Here is a 20,800-nt window from a genome sequence, read left to right as displayed (position 1 = left end):
TATAATTTATCAGTTGGCGGGAAATTGGATAGGATTCGTTATATTTGCATCTCTATTACAGCAATTCCGTAATGACCATAAGATATAACGTACAACTGCAACCCTATAACTCTTTCCGGACGAAAGCGTCAGCTAAAATATTCGGCGAGCCGCAATCGGTAGAAGAACTTTCGGAAATAATCCGTACTTTTCCCGCTGAAGAAAAATTGGTGCTCGGGAACGGATTCAATTCGTTTTTCACCAAAGATTTCGATGGTTTGATAATCAAACCATCCATGCAAGGCATTCATATCCTGTCGGAAACTGATCGGCATATAGAAATTGAAGCCGGGGCGGCCGAAGATTGGGACCGGTTTGTAGCGTATTGCGTGGAGAACGGTTACGCCGGCATCGAAAACCTGTCTCTTATCCCCAGTTCAGTGGGAGCAAGCCCTGTGCAAAATATCGGAGCCTATGGTACAGAAGTGATGGATGTGATCACCAAAGTAAAGACGGTAGAACTACAAACGGGTCACTACAGGGAGCTTTCTAATGACGAGTGCGGGTTCGGCTATCGCGACAGTATCTTTAAACGTACCGGAGGTTATGTGATTACATCCGTAGTTTTCAGGCTGGACAAATCGTTTCAGTACAAAGAAAAATATATCGATTTAAGTCGGGAATTGGAAGCTATTCCCTCTCCCACCCTCACGCAGGTACGGGATGCCATTATTCGTATCCGCACCCGGAAACTGCCGGATCACACACAACTGCCTAATGCGGGAAGTTTCTTTAAAAATCCTATCCTTACCGGGGTAGAAAAAGAGCATTTGTTACAAAAATTGCCGGATGTTCCTATCTACAACGCTGGAGAAGGACAATTCAAAACTTCGGCGGCATTCCTGATCGATAAGGCCGGATATAAGGGGAAACGCCGGGGGATGGTAGGAACTTATGCACACCATTCACTCATTATTGTAAACTACGGGACTGACAAGGGAGAGGAAATCATCCATTTCATGAAGGAGATACAACAGGATGTACGGCAACAATTCGGCTTGATGCTCGAACCGGAAGTGCGCATCTATTAACTATAAAAAAACGGTCAATATGTCATCATTTATCATTGAAGGCGGATGCAGCCTCAAAGGAGAAATCACACCCCAGGGAGCCAAAAACGAGGCACTTCAGGTGATTTGTGCCACCCTGCTCACACAAGAAGAAGTGATCATAGAGAACGTACCCGACATCTTAGATGTAAACAATCTCATTGCATTACTCTCGGATATGGGTGCAGAGGTAAAAAAACTGAATAGCAGTACCTATTCCTTCAAAGCGGAAAGAATAAATCTCACCTACACCCAATCGAAAGACTTCATGGAAAAGAGCGCTGCCATGCGGGGATCGATCATGATCGTAGGGCCTCTTCTGGCACGATTCGGAGAAGCGGTCGTACCCAAACCGGGGGGTGACAAGATAGGTCGCCGGCGGTTGGATACCCACTTTAACGGTATCATGAAATTAGGTGCCGAGTTGATCTTTAACGAGCAAAAGCAACTCTTTACGCTATCTGCACAAAAGTTAACCGGACAATACATCCTTCTCGATGAAGCCTCCGTTACCGGTACTGCCAACCTGCTGATGGCGGCTGTCCTTGCCGAAGGGGAGACAGTCATCTACAACGCTGCCTGTGAGCCTTATGTAGAGCAATTGAGCCGGATGCTGGTACGTATGGGAGCCAGAATCGAAGGGATCGGCTCCAACAGGCTGACAATAAACGGAGTCTCCTTCCTTTCCGGTTGCCGTCACCGTTTGCTGCCCGACATGATCGAGATCGGCAGTTTTATCGGTATGGCGGCCATGACTGCCTCAGAGATCACCATCAAAGATACTTCGGTAACCCATCTCGGTATTATTCCCGAAAGTTTCCGCCGCTTAGGTATTATTGTGGAACAACGTGGGGACGATCTCTATATTCCTCCACAGGATAACTATACCATTGAATCATTTATCGACGGATCTATCCTCACTATTGCCGACGCACCCTGGCCGGGACTTACGCCGGACCTCCTCAGCGTGATGCTGGTGGTCGCCACCAAAGCGGAAGGATGCGTATTGATCCACCAGAAGATGTTCGAAAGCCGCCTCTTCTTCGTGGATAAATTGATTGACATGGGTGCGCAAATCATACTCTGCGATCCCCACCGGGCGACCGTGATCGGCATGGGTAACCGGCTCCGGCTCAAAGGCATGACGATGACGTCCCCCGACATCCGTGCCGGTATCTCATTGTTGATTGCTGCCATGAGCGCCGAAGGCATGAGTACCATCCATAATATCGACCAGATCGACAGGGGATACCAAAATATAGACAAACGGTTGAATGCATTGGGAGCAAGGATTGAAAGGAAATAGATTCAGCCTTTTCCTTCAAAAATATTTGCTTTTTCGGCAAGTCTTTTATTACTTTGTAGGTAATTTTAATATGATTATCTGCAAAATATTACATATCCATTCTCTAACTCCATTGATCAGGACGGAGGGGGTGGAATTTTAGCACAATAAAGTAATCATTTTATAAGAGAATTCCACAAATACCATTTTGCTTTGTGGAACCGTAATATTACATTATAATTATTCAACACCACAAAAAATTATGCCAACGAATCCGGTCGTGACCGACATTAAACAAGTAACCATTCGTTTTTCAGGTGACTCCGGTGACGGAATGCAACTTTCGGGGACTTTATTCTCCACGTTATCGGCTATCTTCGGGAATGAAATTGCCACATTCCCCGATTTTCCCGCTGAAATCCGCGCTCCGCAAGGGTCATTACACGGCGTTTCGGGATTCCAGGTGAGAATCGGTGCCAAGGATGTCTATAACTCAGGGGACAAGACCGATGTATTGGTCGCCATGAATCCTGCTGCACTCAAAGTAAACGCTCAGTTTCTGAAAAAAGGATCTATCGTGCTGTTCGATACCGATTCCTTCCAGAAAAGAGATCTCGACAAGGCACTTTTCCAGACATTAGATCCGTTTGCCGAGCTCAATCTCGATTATGTGCAACCCATAGGAGTAAATATTACTACCCTGACAAAAGCCTCACTGACAGACTCGGGATTGGAGAACAAGGAAATACTCCGCAGTAAAAATATGTTCGCCCTGGGTATTGTGTGTTGGTTGTTTAACCGGCCGCTGGAAATAGCCGATAAACTACTCGAACAAAAATTCTCAAAAAAACCGATACTGGTACAAGCCAATATCAAGGCGCTCACCGATGGTTACAACTACGGGAACAACACCGATATGACCGCCTCCACCTACCGCATCGACCCCATTGAGACGGCCAAAGGATTCTATACTGATATCAATGGGAATACCGCCGTGGCTTATGGATTGATCGCCGCTGCCGAAAAGGCAGGTGTACAACTCTTCCTCGGTTCCTATCCTATCACGCCGGCAACCGACATACTACAGGAACTGACCAAACGGAAAGACTTCGGGGTGAAAGCCCTGCAGATGGAAGATGAAATTGCCGGTATCACTTCGGCAATCGGAGCCAGTTTTGCAGGGTGCCTGGCTGCCACTTCCACATCGGGGCCGGGATTATCGCTTAAAAGCGAAGCATTGGGACTGGCGGTGATGACCGAACTACCCCTGGTAGTGATCGATGTGCAGCGCAGTGGCCCTTCCACAGGGATGCCGACTAAAAGCGAACAGAGTGACCTCAACCAGGCACTCTACGGACGAAACGGTGAAAGCCCGCTGGTGGTGATGGCAGCAGCAGCACCTACCGACTGTTTTGAAACGGCTTTCACAGCTTCGAAGATCGCCCTGGAACATATGACTCCCGTGATTTTGCTGACCGACGGGTATATCGCCAACGGTTCATCGGCGTGGAAAATTCCGGACATGAACGACTATCCTGATATCAAACCGCCTTATGTGCAGGACAACTATAAGGGGGACGCGGGAGAGTGGAGACCCTATTTCCGTGATGAAGAGACTCTCGTCAGGTATTGGAGCCCGGCAGGTGCACCCGGATATACACACCGTATCGGGGGATTGGAAAAAGACCGTCTTACCGGTATCATCTCCTCAAATCCGGATAATCACCAGTTGATGGTAAACGTCCGCAGTGCAAAAATCGAAAAAATAGCCGATTTCATTCCCGAACAACAGGTGACAGGCGACAGACATGCCGATACGTTGATCGTAGGATGGGGCGGCACATACGGTCATCTGCTGGAAGCTTCGCTACGCCTCAATGCAAACGGCAAGAAAGTTGCCTACACGCATTTCAGGCATATTTATCCCCTCCCCCGAAATACCCACCAACTGCTGAAAAAATATAAAAAAGTAATTGTGGCAGAACAAAACAACGGGCAGTTTGCCGCTTACCTGAGCGGTAGATTCCAGGATTTGGACAATATCCACAAATACAACCGGATAGAAGGACAACCGTTCAAAGTGAGTACATTGATCGAAGAGTTTACGAAAATTATGGAGGAAAAGTAATATGGAAGTAAGTGAAATAGCAGCAAAGGAATTGAGATATCAGAAACGTCTTCCCAAAGACTATAAAAGTGAAAATGCCATCCGCTGGTGTCCGGGGTGTGGTGACTATGCTATTCTAACCAGCCTCCAAAAAGCGATGGCGGAATTGAATATCGAGCCGCACCAGATAGCTGTCATCTCCGGTATCGGTTGTTCATCCCGCCTGCCCTATTACATGAACACCTATGGCTTTCACAGTATACACGGCCGTGCGGCAGCTATCGCCACGGGAGTGAAGGTGGCAAATCCCGGGTTGAGCGTATGGGTAGCGACCGGCGACGGCGACTCTCTCGCCATCGGCGGGAATCATTTCATCCATGCTATCCGCCGAAATGTGGATCTCAATATTCTACTCTTCAATAATAAGATATACGGCCTTACAAAAGGGCAATATTCTCCTACTTCAGACAGGGGCTTTGTTTCCAAATCATCTCCCTTTGGGACAGTGGAGGATCCTTTCCGTCCTGCAGAATTGACTTTCGGTGCACGAGGGACTTTCTTTGCCCGTGCCATCGATGTCGATATCAAAAACCAAACCGATGTAATCATAGAGGCTGCCAAACACAAAGGCACCTCGGTTGTAGAAGTGCTGCAGAACTGTGTAATCTTCAATGATGGGATCCATAACAGGATCAGTGACCGCAACTGGAAAGCCGACAACACTATAATATTGCAGCACGGCGAGAAGATGATCTTTGGAAAAGAGGAAAACAGAGGTATTGTTATGGATGGATGGGAACTCAAAGCAGTGACCATCGGTGAAGATGGATATACGCTGGATGACGTACTCGTACACGACGCCACCACCCGTGATAATACTTTGCATACGAAGTTGGCATTGATGGATACTGCTGACAGTCTCCCGGTGGCTCTGGGGGTAATCCGTAATGTGAAAGAACCTACTTACGAAAAAGAATACGAAAAACAGATCGAAGAGGTACAGGCAAGGACTCCGAAAAGATCATTCACGGAGTTTCTGCTTAATTCTTCCAATATTTGGGAAGTAAAGTAATTCGGTTGTTATTCAGTTGTTATTCAGTTGTTATTCGATTGTTATTCAGTTGTTATTCGGTTGTAGTTAGGTCGTTATTCGGTTGTACTATCCCGCAAAGCGGGAAATAACGCGAAGCGAATAACGGCGAAGCCGAATAACAATTGAATCACCTTCTCCGTTTTATTTCCGTCCGGATCATCTTGAGTTCGCGGCTGGTCTGTCCCTTAACCGAAGAATTCTCCTCTGCCCGGCGGAACAAATAAGGCATCATGGTCCTTACCGCGCCATAAGGTACATATTTCGCTACATTATATCCACTCTCTGCGAGATTATAGGTGATATGGTCACTCATACCATACAACTGCGAGAAATAAATTCCCCGATGATTTCTCGGCAATCTATATTCGTCGATCAATCGGGCCAATAATAAAGAACTATCTTCATTGTGCGTAGCTACCATAAAGTCGATACTGTCCAGATGTTCCATAAAATAACGGATAATATCATCAAAATCTTTGTCTGTAGCAGGCTTGTCAGGTTGGATAGGTGACGGGTATCCCCGTTCGGCAGCACGGTTACGCTCTTTCTCCATGTAAGCGCCCCGTACGATCTTCAGTCCGAATTTAAATCCGCCTTCCAATGCCATACGATGATGTTGCTTGATCCGCTCTATACTGTCATGTCGATACATCTGGTAAGTATTTTGCACAATAGCTTTCTCCTTATTATAGCGTGACATCAGGTTCATCACCATATCATCCAATACCGGCTGTATCCATGTCTCTTCCGCATCAACCAGTACCGGCACATCCAATTCAAATCCCTTTCTGAAGATAGCCTCCACACGCTCTTCCACCCGCCGGTATTCGGCTTGCTCCTCATCGGTCAGGGACTGATTTTCACTTACCTTGGCCAACAGGTCGAAGCGCGCTACTCCCGTGATCTTAAACACGCTGAATGGCACATTTTCATGGTTAGCGGCAAACTCAACCGTACGTATCACCTCCCGGCAGGTAGCATCAAAGGCCTCATCCGACTCCTCTCCCTCCTGTGCATAATCGAGGATAGAATCGACCTTGCACCGGGCCAGACGGTCAATCGTCTTACTACAATCTTCAATAGACACACCTCCCACAAAATGTTTATAAATAGTATTGCGGATAATACCCTCCACGGGAAAACGGACGGCAAATGCCAGATTAACAAGATTTTTACCCATATTCACCAAGGTACGGCTATTCATCACCCTGAAGAGTTGATAAGATTGTCTTAAACTTGCGTTGGATTGACCACGAAAAGCGATTTCCGTGTTTTCAAAATAAACCGGTAGTGATTCCTTCAATTGCATGCTTTTTCTGTAAGAGTGTTGTATAAAAGTATTGTAAAGGTCCACAAAAATAACAAAAAGATTTTATTCTTTTATTATCGAAAATAAATCTTGTTTATTTCCAATGTGAATATTTTTCAGCTAAGATTTCCTTTGACACCAGCGCTTCAAACTTTTTTGACGAAAATTTCACATGGAGTCGGTCTTATCAAACTTTTTTGGTAAATTTGTCTCATCCAATAATAAATCTCATTAAACAGAATAACTTATGTCCAAAGGAGTTTTTCAATTACCCGAAGTAAAGAATGAACCCGTGAAGAGCTATGCTCCGGGGACGCCCGAAAGGGTGGCGTTAAAACAAAAACTGGCAAAACTGAATCAAGGTGGCCTCGACCTGCCGATGATCATCGGTGGAAAGGAAGTGCGTACCGGTAACCTCAAGGATATTCGTCCTCCTCACAATCACCGCCATCTTTTAGGTCATTATCACCAAGGCGACAAAACTCAGGTGCAGATGGCTATCGACGCGGCATTACAAGCCAAACCGGCATGGGAAGCCATGCAATGGGAAAGCCGTGCAGCCATTTTCCTGAAAGCTGCTGAACTGATTGCCGGTCCATATCGTTACGAATTCAATGCTGTCACCATGATAGGCCAATCGAAGAATGCTTATCAGTCCGAAATAGACGCGGTGTGCGAATTGATCGATTTCTTCCGCTACAACGTGAAAAATATGGATCAGATTTACCGGATGCAGCCCAACTCCTCGGCCGGTATATGGAACCGCATGGTATGGCGTCCACTCGAAGGATTCGTCTTTGCACTCACACCTTTCAATTTCACCTCTATTGCCGGTAACCTGCCCGGTGCCCCCGCACTGATGGGAAATACGGTGGTATGGAAACCTTCAAAGACAGCCATCTATTCTGCACACCTTATCATGAAGGTATTGCAGGAAGCCGGATTGCCTGACGGTGTGATCAATCTCGTCTATGCCGACGGAAGGGCTGCTGCTGATGTGATCTTCAACCATCGTGAGTTTGCAGGCCTGCACTTTACCGGCTCTACCGGAGTATTCAACGGTATGTGGCAAACAATCGCCGGCAATATGTCGAAATACAAATCCTATCCGCGTATTGTGGGTGAAACGGGAGGAAAAGACTATGTCTTTGCCGATGCCACAGCCAATCCAAGGCAGGTGGCTACAGCGCTTACCCGTGGAGCATTCGAATACCAGGGGCAGAAATGTTCAGCCGCTTCGCGTGCTTATATCCCCACCACTCTATGGGAAGAAGTAAAGACGTTTGTAAGCGATGATCTCTCTAAAATAAAAGTGGGTGTACCCGAAGATTTCTCCAATTTCGTGAATGCGGTGATCGATGAAGATTCGTTTGATAAACTGGCCAAGGCGATCGACGATGCCAAAGCATCCCCCGATGCGGAAATCGTTTGTGGCGGCACCTACGACAAGTCGGAAGGTTATTTCATCCACCCCACTATCATTCTGGCCAAGAAGCCCGACTATATCACAATGAAAGAAGAGCTATTCGGTCCGATACTCACCGTGTATCTGTACGACCCGGCAGATCTCGACAAGACGCTGGACATCCTCGATACCACTACCGATTATGCGCTTACAGGGGCAATCTTCTCCGCCGACAGGGCTAATATCGAAAAGATGACGGCCCGGTTGACTCACACTGCCGGGAATTTCTATATCAACGACAAGCCCACCGGTGCGGTAGTCGACCAGCAACCGTTCGGCGGCGGACGCGGCTCGGGAACCAACGACAAAGCCGGTTCGGTGTTCAACCTGCTCCGCTGGGTGTCACCGCAATGTATCAAGGAAACATTTGTTCCGGCTACGGATTATATGTATCCCAACTTTCTGGAAGAGTAATTTTATAAAACTATCCCGCCGTTATCCATGGCGGGATAGTTTTATTTTATATCTTTGCTTATATAATATTTTAATTAAACGGTTATGGATGCAACAGTTAAAACAAGATCTCAACGGATTGATTTTTTTGTACGTGAATTAAAAAAGAAACAACCAGATTTATTGGAAAAAGAACTAAATAGGCTTTATCTCTTATCAGATGCAGCCAGATTAGATGCATCTGTGTCAAATAATAGTATTACTATAGAGGAAATTCTAGAAGAAGTCAATGCTGTACGAAAAAACAGATATACGGGATCATAAAACGGTATTCGACACCAATCTCTGGGTTAGTTACTTTATAACAGGCAAACTGACTGAACTAGTTGATATGGTATTGAACAAAGGAGTGGTATTATATCGTTCAGATGAGTTGACACAGGAACTAACGGAGGTCATGTTACGCCCAAAAATAAAAAAATATTTCCCTTTGAATATCGATGAACATCTTGCATTTTACGAAAGGATAACTATTTATTGTAAGACGGAGGAAAAATTCAAAGATTGTGCAGATGCCAAAGACAATTTTTTGTTCGATCTGGCATACAAGTCTCATAGTAATTTCCTAGTATCAGGAGATAAAAAGGAGCTACAGACGCCTGTCAAGAAATCTCTAAAAGTTTTAAACTTGTTTGATTATAAATCAATGATTGGAGTAAAATGAAAATTAAAGTGTGAAACGAATACTTTCCGTTATTGACAACGCATATTTAGCGGTCACGAAGAGACAGGTGTAAGAATGACAAACAATATCGCAGACAAGGTTATTGCTTTCAACAGAGGATTGCGTTATGCCGGTGAGTTGCCGGAGGGCTTTCAGGTACTGAACCCTTTTCTGGAAAATCCGGAAACGATGCAGGTGATGGAGGCATTCTACCGCAAATACTATAACGACACGAATCCACGCAGATTTATTATCGGCATCAACCCCAGCCGCCACGGTGCAGGGGTTACAGGTGTCCCCTTTACCGATACCAAACGGTTGGAAAGCGTATGCGGAATCACTATGCATTCTGCCCATACCCACGAGGTCTCTTCGTGGTTCATGTACGATATGATTGAAGCTTATGGAGGCGCAGAGGCATTTTACAGCCAGTTTTATATCAACTCACCTTTTCCGTTGGCCATCATTCGTGCCACAAAAGACGGCAATTGGCTTAATGCCAATTACTATGACGACAAGACCCTGTTCGAAATGGTAAAAGGGTTTATGATCGAATCACTCAGGAAACATATTGAGATAGGACTGGATACTTCCGAAGTATTTATCCTGGGGAAGAAGAACGCAGATTTTATAGCCAAACTCAATAAAAAAGAAAAACTATTTGACCGGATGACGGTATTGGAACATCCACGCTATATCCAGCAATACAAATCAAAGGAGAAACAACTCTATATCGATAAATACCTGTTGGCATTCGAAAAATAAGCCCTCTGATATCGGTCATTCACCTTCTATAAAATTGTCAAAAGACTGTTTCATTATCTGTTAAATAAATATTCCGTAAAAACATTCTATCTTTGTACTTTGTTTATCTCATTCGGGGCATTGACCCTTTGCAGGTTATCGCAGGTAAATATCGGATGAGGAGATTATTCATGTGGATATGCACGCAAAAAAGATCAATATTGCCATCGACGGCTTTTCCTCGTGTGGCAAAAGCACAATGGCCAAGGACCTGGCCAGGGAATTGGGATACACCTATATCGACAGTGGCGCCATGTATCGCGCGGTCGCTTTATATGCCATCCGGAAAGGGTGGATAACAGAGACCGCCATGGATGAGGAAGCGCTTCGTGAACATATCGCGGAGATAAAGATAACATTTAGCCCCAACTCACTGGGAAGGCAGGATACTTATCTGAACGGAGAGAATGTGGAAGACGAGATCCGCACCCTGGAAGTGGCCAATGGCGCCAGCCGGGTAAGTACACTCGGCTTTGTGCGGAAAGAACTGGTCCGCCAGCAACAGGAAATGGGTAAAGAGAAAGGGGTGGTAATGGATGGCCGCGATATCGGCACAGTTGTTTTTCCGGATGCCGAATTGAAACTCTTCATCACCGCACCGGCTGAGATACGGGCACAACGCCGTTTCGATGAAATGAAGGCAAAAGGAATCAATCCCCCGGCATATGAAGAGATACTGGCCAATGTAAAGGAACGTGACCTGCGTGACACCACTCGTGCAGAAAGTCCGTTACGTAAGGCCGACGACGCTATTGAACTCGACAATACGCATGTAGATATTGAGGGTCAGTTGCAATGGGCTATACATTTATTTAATAGAATCACAGCAAAAAAATGAACAGAATTGAAATAGACAGGCAGTCCGGCTGCTGCTTCGGAGTAGCAAAAGCTATCTCCAGAGCTGAAGAGGAACTGCAAAAAGAGGGCATACTGTATTGTCTGGGTGATATTGTGCACAACAACATAGAAGTGGAACGCCTGGAAAAAATGGGAATGATCACCATCAACCATGAGCAGTTCAAGGAATTAAAGAATGTAAAGGTATTGCTTCGTGCACACGGTGAACCACCCAGCACTTACGAAATAGCCAAACAAAACAATATAGAGCTGATTGACGCTTCTTGTCCCGTAGTGTTGGGATTGCAGAAACGAATCAAGAAAAAATATACCCATGCTGAAACTGAGGACGCCCAAGTCGTTATTTTTGGCAAGAAAGGACACGCAGAAGTGAATGGACTGCTTGGCCAGACAAATGAGACAGCGATCGTCATAGAGAGCAAAGAGGAAATAGATAAATTAGACTTTACAAAAGATATCAGCCTCTTTTCACAAACGACCAAATCCCTTGAAGGATTTCAGGAAGTGGGGGAACTGATTAAATCCCGAATGCAGAACGGGGCCAAATTTGAATTTTATGATACTATCTGCCGGCAAGTATCGAACAGGGTTCCCAATATACAGGAGTTTGCAGAAAATCATGATCTCATCTTCTTTATCGCCGGTGAAAAAAGTTCCAATGGTAAAGTATTGTTTGCCGAATGCAAAAAAAAGAATCCCAATTCATACCTGATCCACCATCCGGATGAGATAGACCCATCCCTTTTAAAAGAAGATATCAGTATAGGCATTTGCGGGGCAACCTCCACGCCTATGTCGCAAATGGAGGCCGTAGCCCGGAATATAATAAAACTACAGCCCCAGATGGAAGTTGAAAAAGCTGCTTTTTAAGCAGCTTTTTTTGTATGCATCATAAAAAAAATCTATCTTTGCGCTTCGTTATTTAAAAGAGTTTTTCAAAAAGTTCGGGTAAATAACATCCAAATCTTCAAAGACTAACATTTCAATTATGGACTCTAATATAAAAAGTATAGGTGTCCTCACCTCGGGGGGAGACGCACCTGGCATGAATGCAGCCATCCGCGCGGTAACCCGTGCCGGAATATTCAATGGCATGAAGGTATACGGCATTTACCGTGGGTACAGAGGCCTGATCTCTGACGAAATAGTGGAATTCAAAACCAATAGCGTAAGCAATATTATCCAGCAAGGGGGAACCATGCTGAAGACAGCCCGGTCTACAGATTTTATGACGGAGGAAGGGCGCAGGATCGCTTACGAGAATATGCAGCAACATGGTATAGAAGCATTGGTGGTGATTGGTGGTGACGGATCTCTCACGGGCGCCTCTATTTTCGCCGGCGAGTATAATATACCCGTCGTAGGGCTCCCCGGCACCATCGACAATGACTTGAACGGTACCGACACGACTATCGGGTACGATACAGCCTTGAACACCATCATGCAATCGATGGACAAAATACGTGATACAGCCACTTCACACGAACGTTTGTTCTTTGTAGAAGTGATGGGACGCAATTGTGGCTACCTCGCGCTCAACAGTGCGATTGCTTCGGGAGCCGAAGCTGCGATCATCCCGGAAATAAGTATCGAAAAAGACCAGTTGGGAGAACTCATAGAACAGGGCTTCCGCAAATCAAAAAGCAGCAGCATGGTACTTGTCACCGAAAGTGAAGTGACCGGTGGCGCCATGAAATTGGCCGAAAGGGTAAAAACAGAATATCCTCAATATGATGTGCGTGTGTCCATACTCGGACATTTGCAGCGCGGCGGTTCACCCACGGCACAGGACCGTATCCTTGCAAGCCGCATGGGTGTTGCTGCCATACAAGCATTGATGGAAAATCAACGAAATGTGATGATCGGTATACGGGAAAACGAAATCGCATATGTCCCGTTTAAACGGGCCATTAAGAAAGAGAGGGAAATCAGCCGGGAACTCCTGGAGGTATTACGTATCTCCTCTATCTGATAGTTATCCCCTTACATCACGTTCTCAAAAAATAAATATCTGTTTTTAATTCTTTTTTATAATTGAAAGACGTACTTTTGTAGCTAAATACTGAAATATCATAAGAATATAATAATATGAAGATTACACACATCGAGCACATCGGGATTGCTGTAAAGAGCATCGAAGAGCAACTGCCTTATTATGAAGGGGTTTTGGGGTTAAAATGCTATAACATCGAGACAGTAGAAGACCAAAAAGTTAAAACGGCCTTTTTCAAGGTGGGACAAACCAAGATTGAATTATTGGAACCCACCAGTGAAGAGAGCACCATCGCCAAATTCATTGAAAAAAGAGGTGAAGGGATCCATCACATGGCTTTTGCCACAGAAAATGTCAATGACGCCTTGAAAGAAGTGGAAGGAAAAGGGGTACGGCTGATCGACCATGAAGCACGCCCGGGAGCCGAAGGATTGAATATCGCTTTTCTGCATCCCAAATCTACCGGCGGTGTTCTGACCGAATTGTGCGAACATCCCGAATAATCCGGAAGATTTCCTCTCCGGCACCAGATTGATAGAAAATATTTACACCGTTTTAAATTAACATTTTTATATGAGCAACCAACTCGAGAAAGTAAAAGAGCTTATCCAACTGCGTGAAAAAGCTCGTTTAGGGGGGGGCGAAAAAAGAATTGAATCGCAACACCTCAAAGGAAAATACACGGCACGTGAAAGACTCGCCATGCTTCTGGATGAAGGAAGTTTTGAAGAATTCGACATGTTTGTGGAACACCGTTGCCACAACTTCGGAATGGAAAAAACCACATTCCTGGGAGATGGTGTGGTAACAGGCTACGGAACAATCTACGGACGTCTTGTGTATGTTTTTGCACAGGATTTTACCGTTTCCGGCGGTTCCCTGTCCGAAATGCAAGCACAAAAGATCTGCAAAGTGATGGATCAGGCAATGAAAATGGGTGCTCCTGTGATTGGTATCAACGACTCGGGTGGTGCCCGTATCCAGGAAGGTATCAACGCATTGGGAGGATATGCCGAAATATTCCAACGTAATATCCTCGCGTCAGGTGTAATTCCCCAAATATCGGGTATTTTTGGTCCCTGCGCCGGCGGTGCAGTGTATTCTCCTGCCCTGACCGACTTTATCATCATGACCCAGGGAACTTCTTATATGTTCCTCACCGGCCCCAAAGTAGTGAAAACAGTCACGGGAGAGGATGTTACCCAGGAACAACTGGGAGGAGCTTCAGTGCATTCTACCAAATCAGGTGTTTCCCAGTTTCAGGTACAAACTGAAGAGGATGGATTGAAACTGATCCGTCACCTGCTCAGTTTTATTCCACAGAACAATCTGGAAGAAGCGCCCCTGCAACCCAATGATGATCCCATTGACAGGCTGGATGACGCACTTAACGAAATTATCCCCGACAGTCCCAACAAACCATACGATATGTATGAAGTGATCGGCGCGATCATCGACAAGGGCGAATTTCTGGAAGTCCATGCCGATTATGCAAAAAATATCATCGTAGGCTTTGCCCGTTTCAACGGACAATCGGTAGGTATTGTGGCAAACCAGCCTAAATTCCTGGCCGGCGTACTCGATATCAACGCTTCGCGCAAAGCGGCCCGTTTTGTCCGGTTCTGCGATGCTTTCAATATCCCCATCGTGTCTCTGGTAGATGTACCGGGCTTCCTTCCCGGAACAGGACAGGAATATGGTGGAGTAATCACCCACGGGGCCAAACTGTTGTATGCTTATGGTGAGGCGACCGTACCGAAAGTAACAGTTACATTGCGTAAATCTTACGGCGGTGCACATATTGTGATGAGTTGTAAACAACTCCGGGGCGATATCAACTATGCTTGGCCTACTGCAGAAATCGCGGTGATGGGTGCTGATGGGGCTGTAGAAGTACTTTACAGTAAGGAGATCGCGGCTGAAAAAGATCCTGAAAAAGTGGTTGCAGTGAAGGAAGAAAAGAAGAACGAATATAACGACCTCTTCACTAACCCATATGTGGCAGCGCGCTACGGATATATTGATGATGTGATTGAGCCGCGGAACACCCGTTTCCGTGTTATTCGTGCATTACAGCAACTGCAAACCAAAAAATTGCAGAACCCGGCCAAAAAGCATGATAATCTACCTCTTTAAATGCAGTTGAATATGAGAAACCTAAAAATAGTATTATTTCTTTTCACCGCGGTACTATTAGCCTCCGGATGCAGTTCCAAACAGAAGAATCCGGCCTGGGTAATCAACGAAGTCATGGTTCTTAACGAAGGCAGCTATATGGATGATTTCGGCCAACGGAACGGATGGATTGAAATATACAACAATACGGCAAAAACGCAGGATCTGGGGGGAAGATACCTCACCAACGACCGCAATAATCCGAAAAAGTACCCAATCCCCCGTGGAGATGTCTTGACGAAGATCCCCCCCCATCAACATGCCTTGTTCTGGGCCGATGACGAACCTTTCAACGGAACATTCCATGTGAACTTCAAGCTCGATCCTACGAAAGAGAACTATATCGCATTATATGAAAATGACGGGAAAACACTGCTCGACGAGATCGTGATCCCGGCCGGCATGTTGGCTGACCAGACCTACGGCTATCCGCAGGATGGCATTAAACTTGATGAGGAAGGGAAAAATCTCGCCACTCACCTTGAGCGGGTAACCCCCAGCAGTAATAACGCCATTCTGGAAGAAAATCCCAAAGTGGTCGGCCTTCAGGAAACCGACTCATGGGGAGGGATGCTTACCATCACCTCCATGTTGGTGGTATTTTCCGCACTGATTGCACTCTACTTCTTTTTCAAAATATCCGGAAATGTAGCCAACCGGATGTCAGAGAGGAAGGTAGCCAAAAGCGGCACCCTCTCCGCAGCGAGAAGCCATTCACATTTATCAGGAGAAGTACTGGCCGCGATCTCTGCCGCTATTCACGAGATGAAAGAGGATCAGCATGATATAGAATCTACCATTCTCACTATCCAACATGTGAAGAGAAACTATTCTCCGTGGAATTCCAAACTGCAGACATTAAGGAAATTACCAAAGTAGGAGATAGAATAAAAAACAAAGAGTAAAGAATAAAGACATAATAATCAATATGAAAGAGTTCAATTATAAAATCAACGGTGCCCCTTTCAGGGTTGTAATTAACAAGTCGGACAATGAACTTGTAGAACTTGAAGTGAACGGTACACCCTACACGGTTGAAATAGCGCCTAAAGCATCAAAGCCCAAAGCTGTCGTACAACGGCAGCCTACTTCCGCGCAAGGTCCCACACCACAAGGTGCATCCACTCCTCTCGTAACAAAACCATCCGCTCCTGCCGGTAAAAACACCATTCAATCCCCGCTTCCCGGAGTCATCCTGGATATCCGTTGCAAAGTGGGAGATACAGTAAAGAAAGGACAAACCCTTATGATCCTTGAGGCAATGAAGATGGAAAACAATATCCTTGCCAACGGGAATGGAAAAATAACGGAAATTCTTATACAGAAAGGAGACTCGGTACTCGAAGGAGCCGATCTTGTAGTCATTGAATAAAACCCGGGATGAAGTATGAACACATTATTATCATTAACAGACAATCTACGGACATTCTGGGGCTATACCGGGTTTGCCAATGCGGAGATAGGCCATATAGTGATGATCCTCATCGGGTTAATTTTCATTTACCTTGCCATCACAAAAGAGTATGAACCCCTCCTGTTGATCCCCATCGGATTTGGTATCCTAATCGGGAACATTCCGTTCAACGAGGCTGCCAACCTGCAGGTAGGTATTTATGAAGAAGGATCGGTCTTAAATATTCTGTACCAGGGTGTGGTGAAGGGATGGTATCCCCCGTTGATCTTCCTCGGTATCGGGGCTATGACGGATTTCTCGGCTCTGATAGCCAACCCTAAGTTAATCCTGATTGGAGCGGCTGCCCAGTTCGGTATTTTCGGAGCTTATATAATCGCATTGCAAATGGGATTCGCGCCCAATGAAGCAGGAGCCATCGGTATCATTGGCGGGGCAGATGGTCCTACCGCCATCTTTACCACCTCGAAACTCGCCCCTCACCTGTTGGGTGCGGTAGCTATTTCAGCTTACTCTTATATGGCGTTGGTGCCCGTTATCCAGCCTCCCTTTATGCGGATGTTGACAACAAAGAAAGAACGGGTCATCAAGATGAAAACACCCCGTGTGGTTTCACAAACCGAAAAAGTACTGTTTCCCATCATGGGGTTATTGTTGACTACATTCCTGGTACCCTCGGGCCTTCCCTTGTTGGGAATGCTGTTTTTCGGTAACCTGTTGAAAGAATCGGGTGTAACCCGTCGTTTGGCTGAAACGGCACGTGGTCCGCTAATCGACATCGTTACTATCCTGTTGGGACTCACCGTAGGTGCTTCTACACAGGCAACGACTTTCTTGCGGATTGAGTCGCTGAAAGTATTTGCTATCGGTGCATTATCTTTCGTCATTGCTACTTGTGCAGGAATCCTCTTCGTGAAGTTATTCAATCTGATATTGCCGAAAGAGAAGAAGATCAACCCGCTGATTGGGAATTCCGGCGTTTCAGCCGTACCTGATTCAGCCCGTATCTCCCAGATAATCGGATTGGAATACGAACCCAGCAATTACCTGTTGATGCACGCCATGGGTCCCAATGTGGCCGGTGTGATCGGTTCAGCGGTAGCTGCCGGTATCCTGTTGGGATTCTTATATTAACCATATTGAGTTATTCAAAAACAGAGGCGGGACAGTAGTCTCGCCTCTTTCGATATAGCAAATTCAAGTACAGAGTATATAAAAGATTGATATTTCATGGGATTAGAACAACTGTTACCGGCAATAGCCGGCATGACATGGCAGCATTTGGTGATGATTGGCATAGGCCTCATCCTGATTTATCTGGCCATCGCGAAAAATTATGAACCTACACTTTTGTTGCCGATGGGATTTGGTGCTATCTTAGTGAATATCCCCTTATCATCCGCACTCACACAAATCGATCCCGCCACGGGAGAAGCCGTGGAAGGCGTACTGAATATTTTCTTCGATGCCGGTATTGCCACCGAGATTTTCCCCTTGCTCATATTTATCGCAATCGGGGCAATGATCGATTTTGCTCCCTTATTCCGGAATCCCTCATTACTCCTATTCGGTGCGGCTGCACAATTCGGTATTTTCATAACAATGATATTCGCCACACTGCTGGGATATGATATCCGTGAAGCCGCATCCATCGGTATTATAGGCGCCGCCGACGGACCTACCTCTATCGTGGTGGCCTCACGTTTCGCGCCCAACCTGCTGGGTCCCATCTCCGTGGCAGCTTATTCTTATATGGCACTCGTGCCCATTATCCAGCCACCGGTGATACGGCTACTGACTTCCCGTAAGGAACGGCTAATCAGGATGTCATCGGCAAGCCACAACAATAAGAAGATATCCAAAAAAGCACTTATCGCATTCCCTATTGTAATTACCGTGGCAGCAGGTATTATCGCTCCTTCTTCTCTGTCGCTGATCGGCTTCCTGATGTTTGGCAACCTGATCCGTGAATGCGGCGTATTGAATAAATTGTCTCAGTCGGCCCAGAACGAACTCTCGAGCCTGGTTACCATATTGCTTGGAATCACCATCGCCAGTACAATGACAGCCGACAGGTTTATCCGCACAGACACCCTGATCATTATTGCCCTGGGACTCTTCGCCTTTATCTTCGACACTTTTGGTGGCGTGATCTTTGCGAAATTCCTGAACCTGTTCCGAAAAGAAGGCAACAAAATCAATCCGATGATTGGTGCTTGCGGCATTTCAGCATTCCCGATGTCGGCTCGCGTGATCCACCAGATGGGGCAAAAAGAAGATCCCTATAACTATCTGCTTATGCCGGCCATCAGTGCCAATGTAGGGGGACAGATAGGCTCGGTAGTGGCAGGAGGTATTATATTGACACTGGTTCCTTTACTTGCTTAAAAACAAAGACTATGACATCAACCATACAAACAACGCTGTTCATCGCTACCATAGGGATGGTAGGAATTTTTATTTTTATGTCCTTTTTCTACCTGATTATCCTTGCGCTCGACAAATACCTTCCCTATCAGGAAGAAAAACCGGTGGAAGAATTTATGGAGGAGATATCCGAAGAGGAAGAGAGTGAAGAATGAAAAGTGGTTCTGTCTACTATTTATTTTGCTTCCTGACATCAGCCCCCCACATCAGTTTATCCCGGAGTGTTTCGTAAAAAGTGTGCCCTATCCGCTTCACCACACGGAGTGTATAATCGTCTTTTCTCACTTGGATACTTATCGACTCGTCCAATACGCGTGACTCACCATCCACTGAGACAAGGAACATATGGCTGCGGCTCTCTACTTTTAACGAAATAATACTGCTGTCGTCCACTACCAACGATCTCGATGTAAGATTGTGGGGGGCAATAGCCGAAAGGATAATGCTGGGGGTAGTGGGTGATAAAATGGAACCCCCAATACTCAATGAATAGGCAGTAGATCCGGTAGGCGTGGATATCACCAATCCGTCTGCCTGGTAAGAGGTCAGATAATCGTTATTGATATAAGCATGGATTGAAAGCATGGAAGCCGTATCCTGTTTCAGGACGGCCACTTCATTGAGGGCATGCACATTAAAATGCTCCGGAGGAAACGCCTCATCGGTCGACAACTTCAGCAATGAGCGCTCTTCCACTTTGTATTTATCCTTCATTACCTCCTGTAACGTTTCTTCCATATCGGCATAATTAATCGCTGCCAAAAAGCCCAATCGTCCTGTATTGATACCCAGAATAGGAATACCCGAATCACCGACCGTACCGGCCGTTCTCAGGAAAGTACCGTCGCCCCCCACACTCACAGCCATATCCACCGGGATTAATTTCTCCTCAAGTGTACAGAGAGGAGCGATCCGTTGGCGAAGAGGGGTCGGCAAGCTGTAGAAGAAGTCCACAGGTAAACATAATTCTCCCCCGTTTCGCCCGATAGCTTCACATACCCCACATATCTGTTCTTCGGCTTTGGCGGTCCTGTCGGGAAACATACTCCCGAATAAAGCAAATTTCATTTTTTCTTAATCGTTTAATTATCCAATCGTTGACTTGATGAATCAGTACATCAGTACATCAGTAAATCATCACATCAGTAGATCAACCATCACATTTCCAAATAATACATCAACTCATCCAACCGCTCCTTTTGGGTATCGGTCACTTCTCCTTCTTTCATAAAATAGTAAACTACATTATAATTAAACCGCTCAAAACTTCTTAAAAGAACGGACACGTCATCTGTATCGAGTTTTAATGAAATCAGCAGGAATTCCCCTCCGGAAATTGGCATTACGTTGAGAGTCGTTATATGTGCATTGTTACTTTCTACAATCCGTGCTATCTCAGTGAGTGTATAATCTTTCAACGGAACCTCCAATATAATAAGGGAATTTTCCATCATGGAAAGTTCTGTAAACTGCCCCGGGGTAAACGAAGAACTGAATTTTTCCACCTGTTCTTTGATAAATTCTTTGGTCGACATTGCGCAAAACGGTTATTTCGTATTACTTTTGTATCTGATTTACAAAGATGGCAAAATTTTGCCTATTTGAAAGTTCCTACGGGTTTTTATTTTTTTCTTTTTATGACCAAACTCAGTGTAAATGTAAACAAAG

21 protein-coding genes are annotated in these 20,800 nt (G+C 45.6%); 18 read left to right on the top strand and 3 right to left on the bottom strand.

Going from position 1 to position 20,800, the window contains the following annotated elements; genetic code table 11:
* Nucleotides 1-71 precede the first annotated feature (71 nt).
* The 4 genes from murB (at nt 72) to ABV001_RS10525 (ending at nt 5,552) form a co-directional block, all read left to right on the top strand.
* Nucleotides 72-1,070, top strand: a complete 999-nt coding sequence (gene murB, locus ABV001_RS10540; protein ID WP_352422762.1) for a UDP-N-acetylmuramate dehydrogenase — start codon at nt 72-74, stop codon at nt 1,068-1,070.
* 19 nt (nt 1,071-1,089) lie between these two features.
* Nucleotides 1,090-2,394, top strand: coding sequence for a UDP-N-acetylglucosamine 1-carboxyvinyltransferase (gene murA / locus ABV001_RS10535; RefSeq protein WP_352422761.1), 1,305 nt, complete (start codon nt 1,090-1,092; stop codon nt 2,392-2,394).
* A 241-nt stretch (nt 2,395-2,635) separates the two neighbouring features.
* Nucleotides 2,636-4,501, top strand: coding sequence for a 2-oxoacid:acceptor oxidoreductase subunit alpha (locus ABV001_RS10530; RefSeq protein WP_352422760.1), 1,866 nt, complete (start codon nt 2,636-2,638; stop codon nt 4,499-4,501).
* Between the two features lies 1 nt (nt 4,502).
* Entirely contained in the window at nt 4,503-5,552 is a 1,050-nt protein-coding gene (locus tag ABV001_RS10525; RefSeq protein WP_352422759.1) for a 2-oxoacid:ferredoxin oxidoreductase subunit beta, read from the top strand.
* 148 nt (nt 5,553-5,700) lie between these two features.
* Here ABV001_RS10525 and ABV001_RS10520 read toward each other — a convergent pair whose 3' ends face one another.
* On the bottom strand, nt 5,701-6,882 hold the full coding sequence (locus ABV001_RS10520; protein WP_352422758.1) for a proline dehydrogenase family protein: 1,182 nt from the start codon (nt 6,880-6,882) through the stop codon (nt 5,701-5,703).
* Nucleotides 6,883-7,129: 247 nt separating this feature from the next.
* Between ABV001_RS10520 and pruA the strand changes: the two genes are divergently transcribed.
* From pruA to ABV001_RS10450, 14 genes are all read left to right on the top strand, one after another.
* Nucleotides 7,130-8,761, top strand: a complete 1,632-nt coding sequence (gene pruA / locus ABV001_RS10515) for an L-glutamate gamma-semialdehyde dehydrogenase (RefSeq protein WP_352422757.1) — start codon at nt 7,130-7,132, stop codon at nt 8,759-8,761.
* An 84-nt stretch (nt 8,762-8,845) separates the two neighbouring features.
* Nucleotides 8,846-9,064: a hypothetical protein gene (locus ABV001_RS10510; RefSeq protein ID WP_352422756.1), complete on the top strand. Its 219-nt coding sequence runs from the start codon at nt 8,846-8,848 to the stop codon at nt 9,062-9,064.
* Nucleotides 9,030-9,464, top strand: a complete 435-nt coding sequence (locus tag ABV001_RS10505) for a putative toxin-antitoxin system toxin component, PIN family (RefSeq protein WP_352422755.1) — start codon at nt 9,030-9,032, stop codon at nt 9,462-9,464. Before ABV001_RS10510 ends, ABV001_RS10505 begins: the two co-directional genes overlap by 35 nt.
* Nucleotides 9,465-9,539: 75 nt before the next feature.
* Nucleotides 9,540-10,229 (top strand): SMUG2 DNA glycosylase family protein, encoded by a 690-nt coding sequence (locus ABV001_RS10500; protein WP_352422754.1) that lies wholly within the window; start codon nt 9,540-9,542, stop codon nt 10,227-10,229.
* A gap of 178 nt (nt 10,230-10,407) precedes the next feature.
* The gene (gene cmk, locus ABV001_RS10495; protein ID WP_352422753.1) at nt 10,408-11,106 is read left to right on the top strand and encodes a (d)CMP kinase; all 699 of its coding nucleotides are present in this window, start codon (nt 10,408-10,410) and stop codon (nt 11,104-11,106) included.
* A complete protein-coding gene (locus ABV001_RS10490; RefSeq protein ID WP_352422752.1) occupies nt 11,103-11,996 on the top strand; it encodes a 4-hydroxy-3-methylbut-2-enyl diphosphate reductase in 894 nt (297 codons plus the stop codon). The genes cmk and ABV001_RS10490 overlap by 4 nt, the downstream gene beginning before the upstream one ends.
* Nucleotides 11,997-12,114: 118 nt before the next feature.
* Nucleotides 12,115-13,098 (top strand): 6-phosphofructokinase, encoded by a 984-nt coding sequence (gene pfkA, locus ABV001_RS10485; protein ID WP_352422751.1) that lies wholly within the window; start codon nt 12,115-12,117, stop codon nt 13,096-13,098.
* Nucleotides 13,099-13,214: 116 nt separating this feature from the next.
* Entirely contained in the window at nt 13,215-13,622 is a 408-nt protein-coding gene (gene mce, locus ABV001_RS10480; RefSeq protein WP_323424429.1) for a methylmalonyl-CoA epimerase, read from the top strand.
* Between the two features lie 70 nt (nt 13,623-13,692).
* Nucleotides 13,693-15,255: an acyl-CoA carboxylase subunit beta gene (locus ABV001_RS10475; protein ID WP_352422750.1), complete on the top strand. Its 1,563-nt coding sequence runs from the start codon at nt 13,693-13,695 to the stop codon at nt 15,253-15,255.
* Nucleotides 15,256-15,267: 12 nt separating this feature from the next.
* Nucleotides 15,268-16,173 (top strand): OadG family transporter subunit, encoded by a 906-nt coding sequence (locus tag ABV001_RS10470; RefSeq protein WP_294082612.1) that lies wholly within the window; start codon nt 15,268-15,270, stop codon nt 16,171-16,173.
* A gap of 49 nt (nt 16,174-16,222) precedes the next feature.
* On the top strand, nt 16,223-16,666 hold the full coding sequence (locus tag ABV001_RS10465) for an acetyl-CoA carboxylase biotin carboxyl carrier protein (RefSeq protein ID WP_294082613.1): 444 nt from the start codon (nt 16,223-16,225) through the stop codon (nt 16,664-16,666).
* A 15-nt stretch (nt 16,667-16,681) separates the two neighbouring features.
* Nucleotides 16,682-17,839, top strand: a complete 1,158-nt coding sequence (locus ABV001_RS10460; RefSeq protein WP_352422749.1) for a sodium ion-translocating decarboxylase subunit beta — start codon at nt 16,682-16,684, stop codon at nt 17,837-17,839.
* Nucleotides 17,840-17,935: 96 nt separating this feature from the next.
* Nucleotides 17,936-19,093 carry a sodium ion-translocating decarboxylase subunit beta gene (locus ABV001_RS10455; RefSeq protein ID WP_294082615.1) on the top strand — a complete coding sequence of 386 codons (1,158 nt, stop codon included), beginning with the start codon at nt 17,936-17,938 and terminating at the stop codon, nt 19,091-19,093.
* A gap of 11 nt (nt 19,094-19,104) precedes the next feature.
* The gene (locus ABV001_RS10450; RefSeq protein WP_352422748.1) at nt 19,105-19,287 is read left to right on the top strand and encodes a hypothetical protein; all 183 of its coding nucleotides are present in this window, start codon (nt 19,105-19,107) and stop codon (nt 19,285-19,287) included.
* 16 nt (nt 19,288-19,303) lie between these two features.
* Here ABV001_RS10450 and ABV001_RS10445 read toward each other — a convergent pair whose 3' ends face one another.
* Together ABV001_RS10445 and ABV001_RS10440 are read right to left on the bottom strand one after the other, a co-directional pair.
* On the bottom strand, nt 19,304-20,200 hold the full coding sequence (locus ABV001_RS10445) for an NAD kinase (protein WP_352422747.1): 897 nt from the start codon (nt 20,198-20,200) through the stop codon (nt 19,304-19,306).
* Nucleotides 20,201-20,289: 89 nt separating this feature from the next.
* On the bottom strand, nt 20,290-20,667 hold the full coding sequence (locus tag ABV001_RS10440) for a hypothetical protein (protein ID WP_352422746.1): 378 nt from the start codon (nt 20,665-20,667) through the stop codon (nt 20,290-20,292).
* Between the last annotated feature and the right edge of the window lie 133 nt (nt 20,668-20,800).

It is taken from the genome of Proteiniphilum sp., from assembly GCF_040307845.1.
Taxonomy (GTDB): Bacteria; Bacteroidota; Bacteroidia; order Bacteroidales; family Dysgonomonadaceae; genus Proteiniphilum.
The sequence above is the reverse complement of the archived record's forward strand: the minus strand, read 5'-3'. Positions and strand labels throughout refer to the sequence as shown.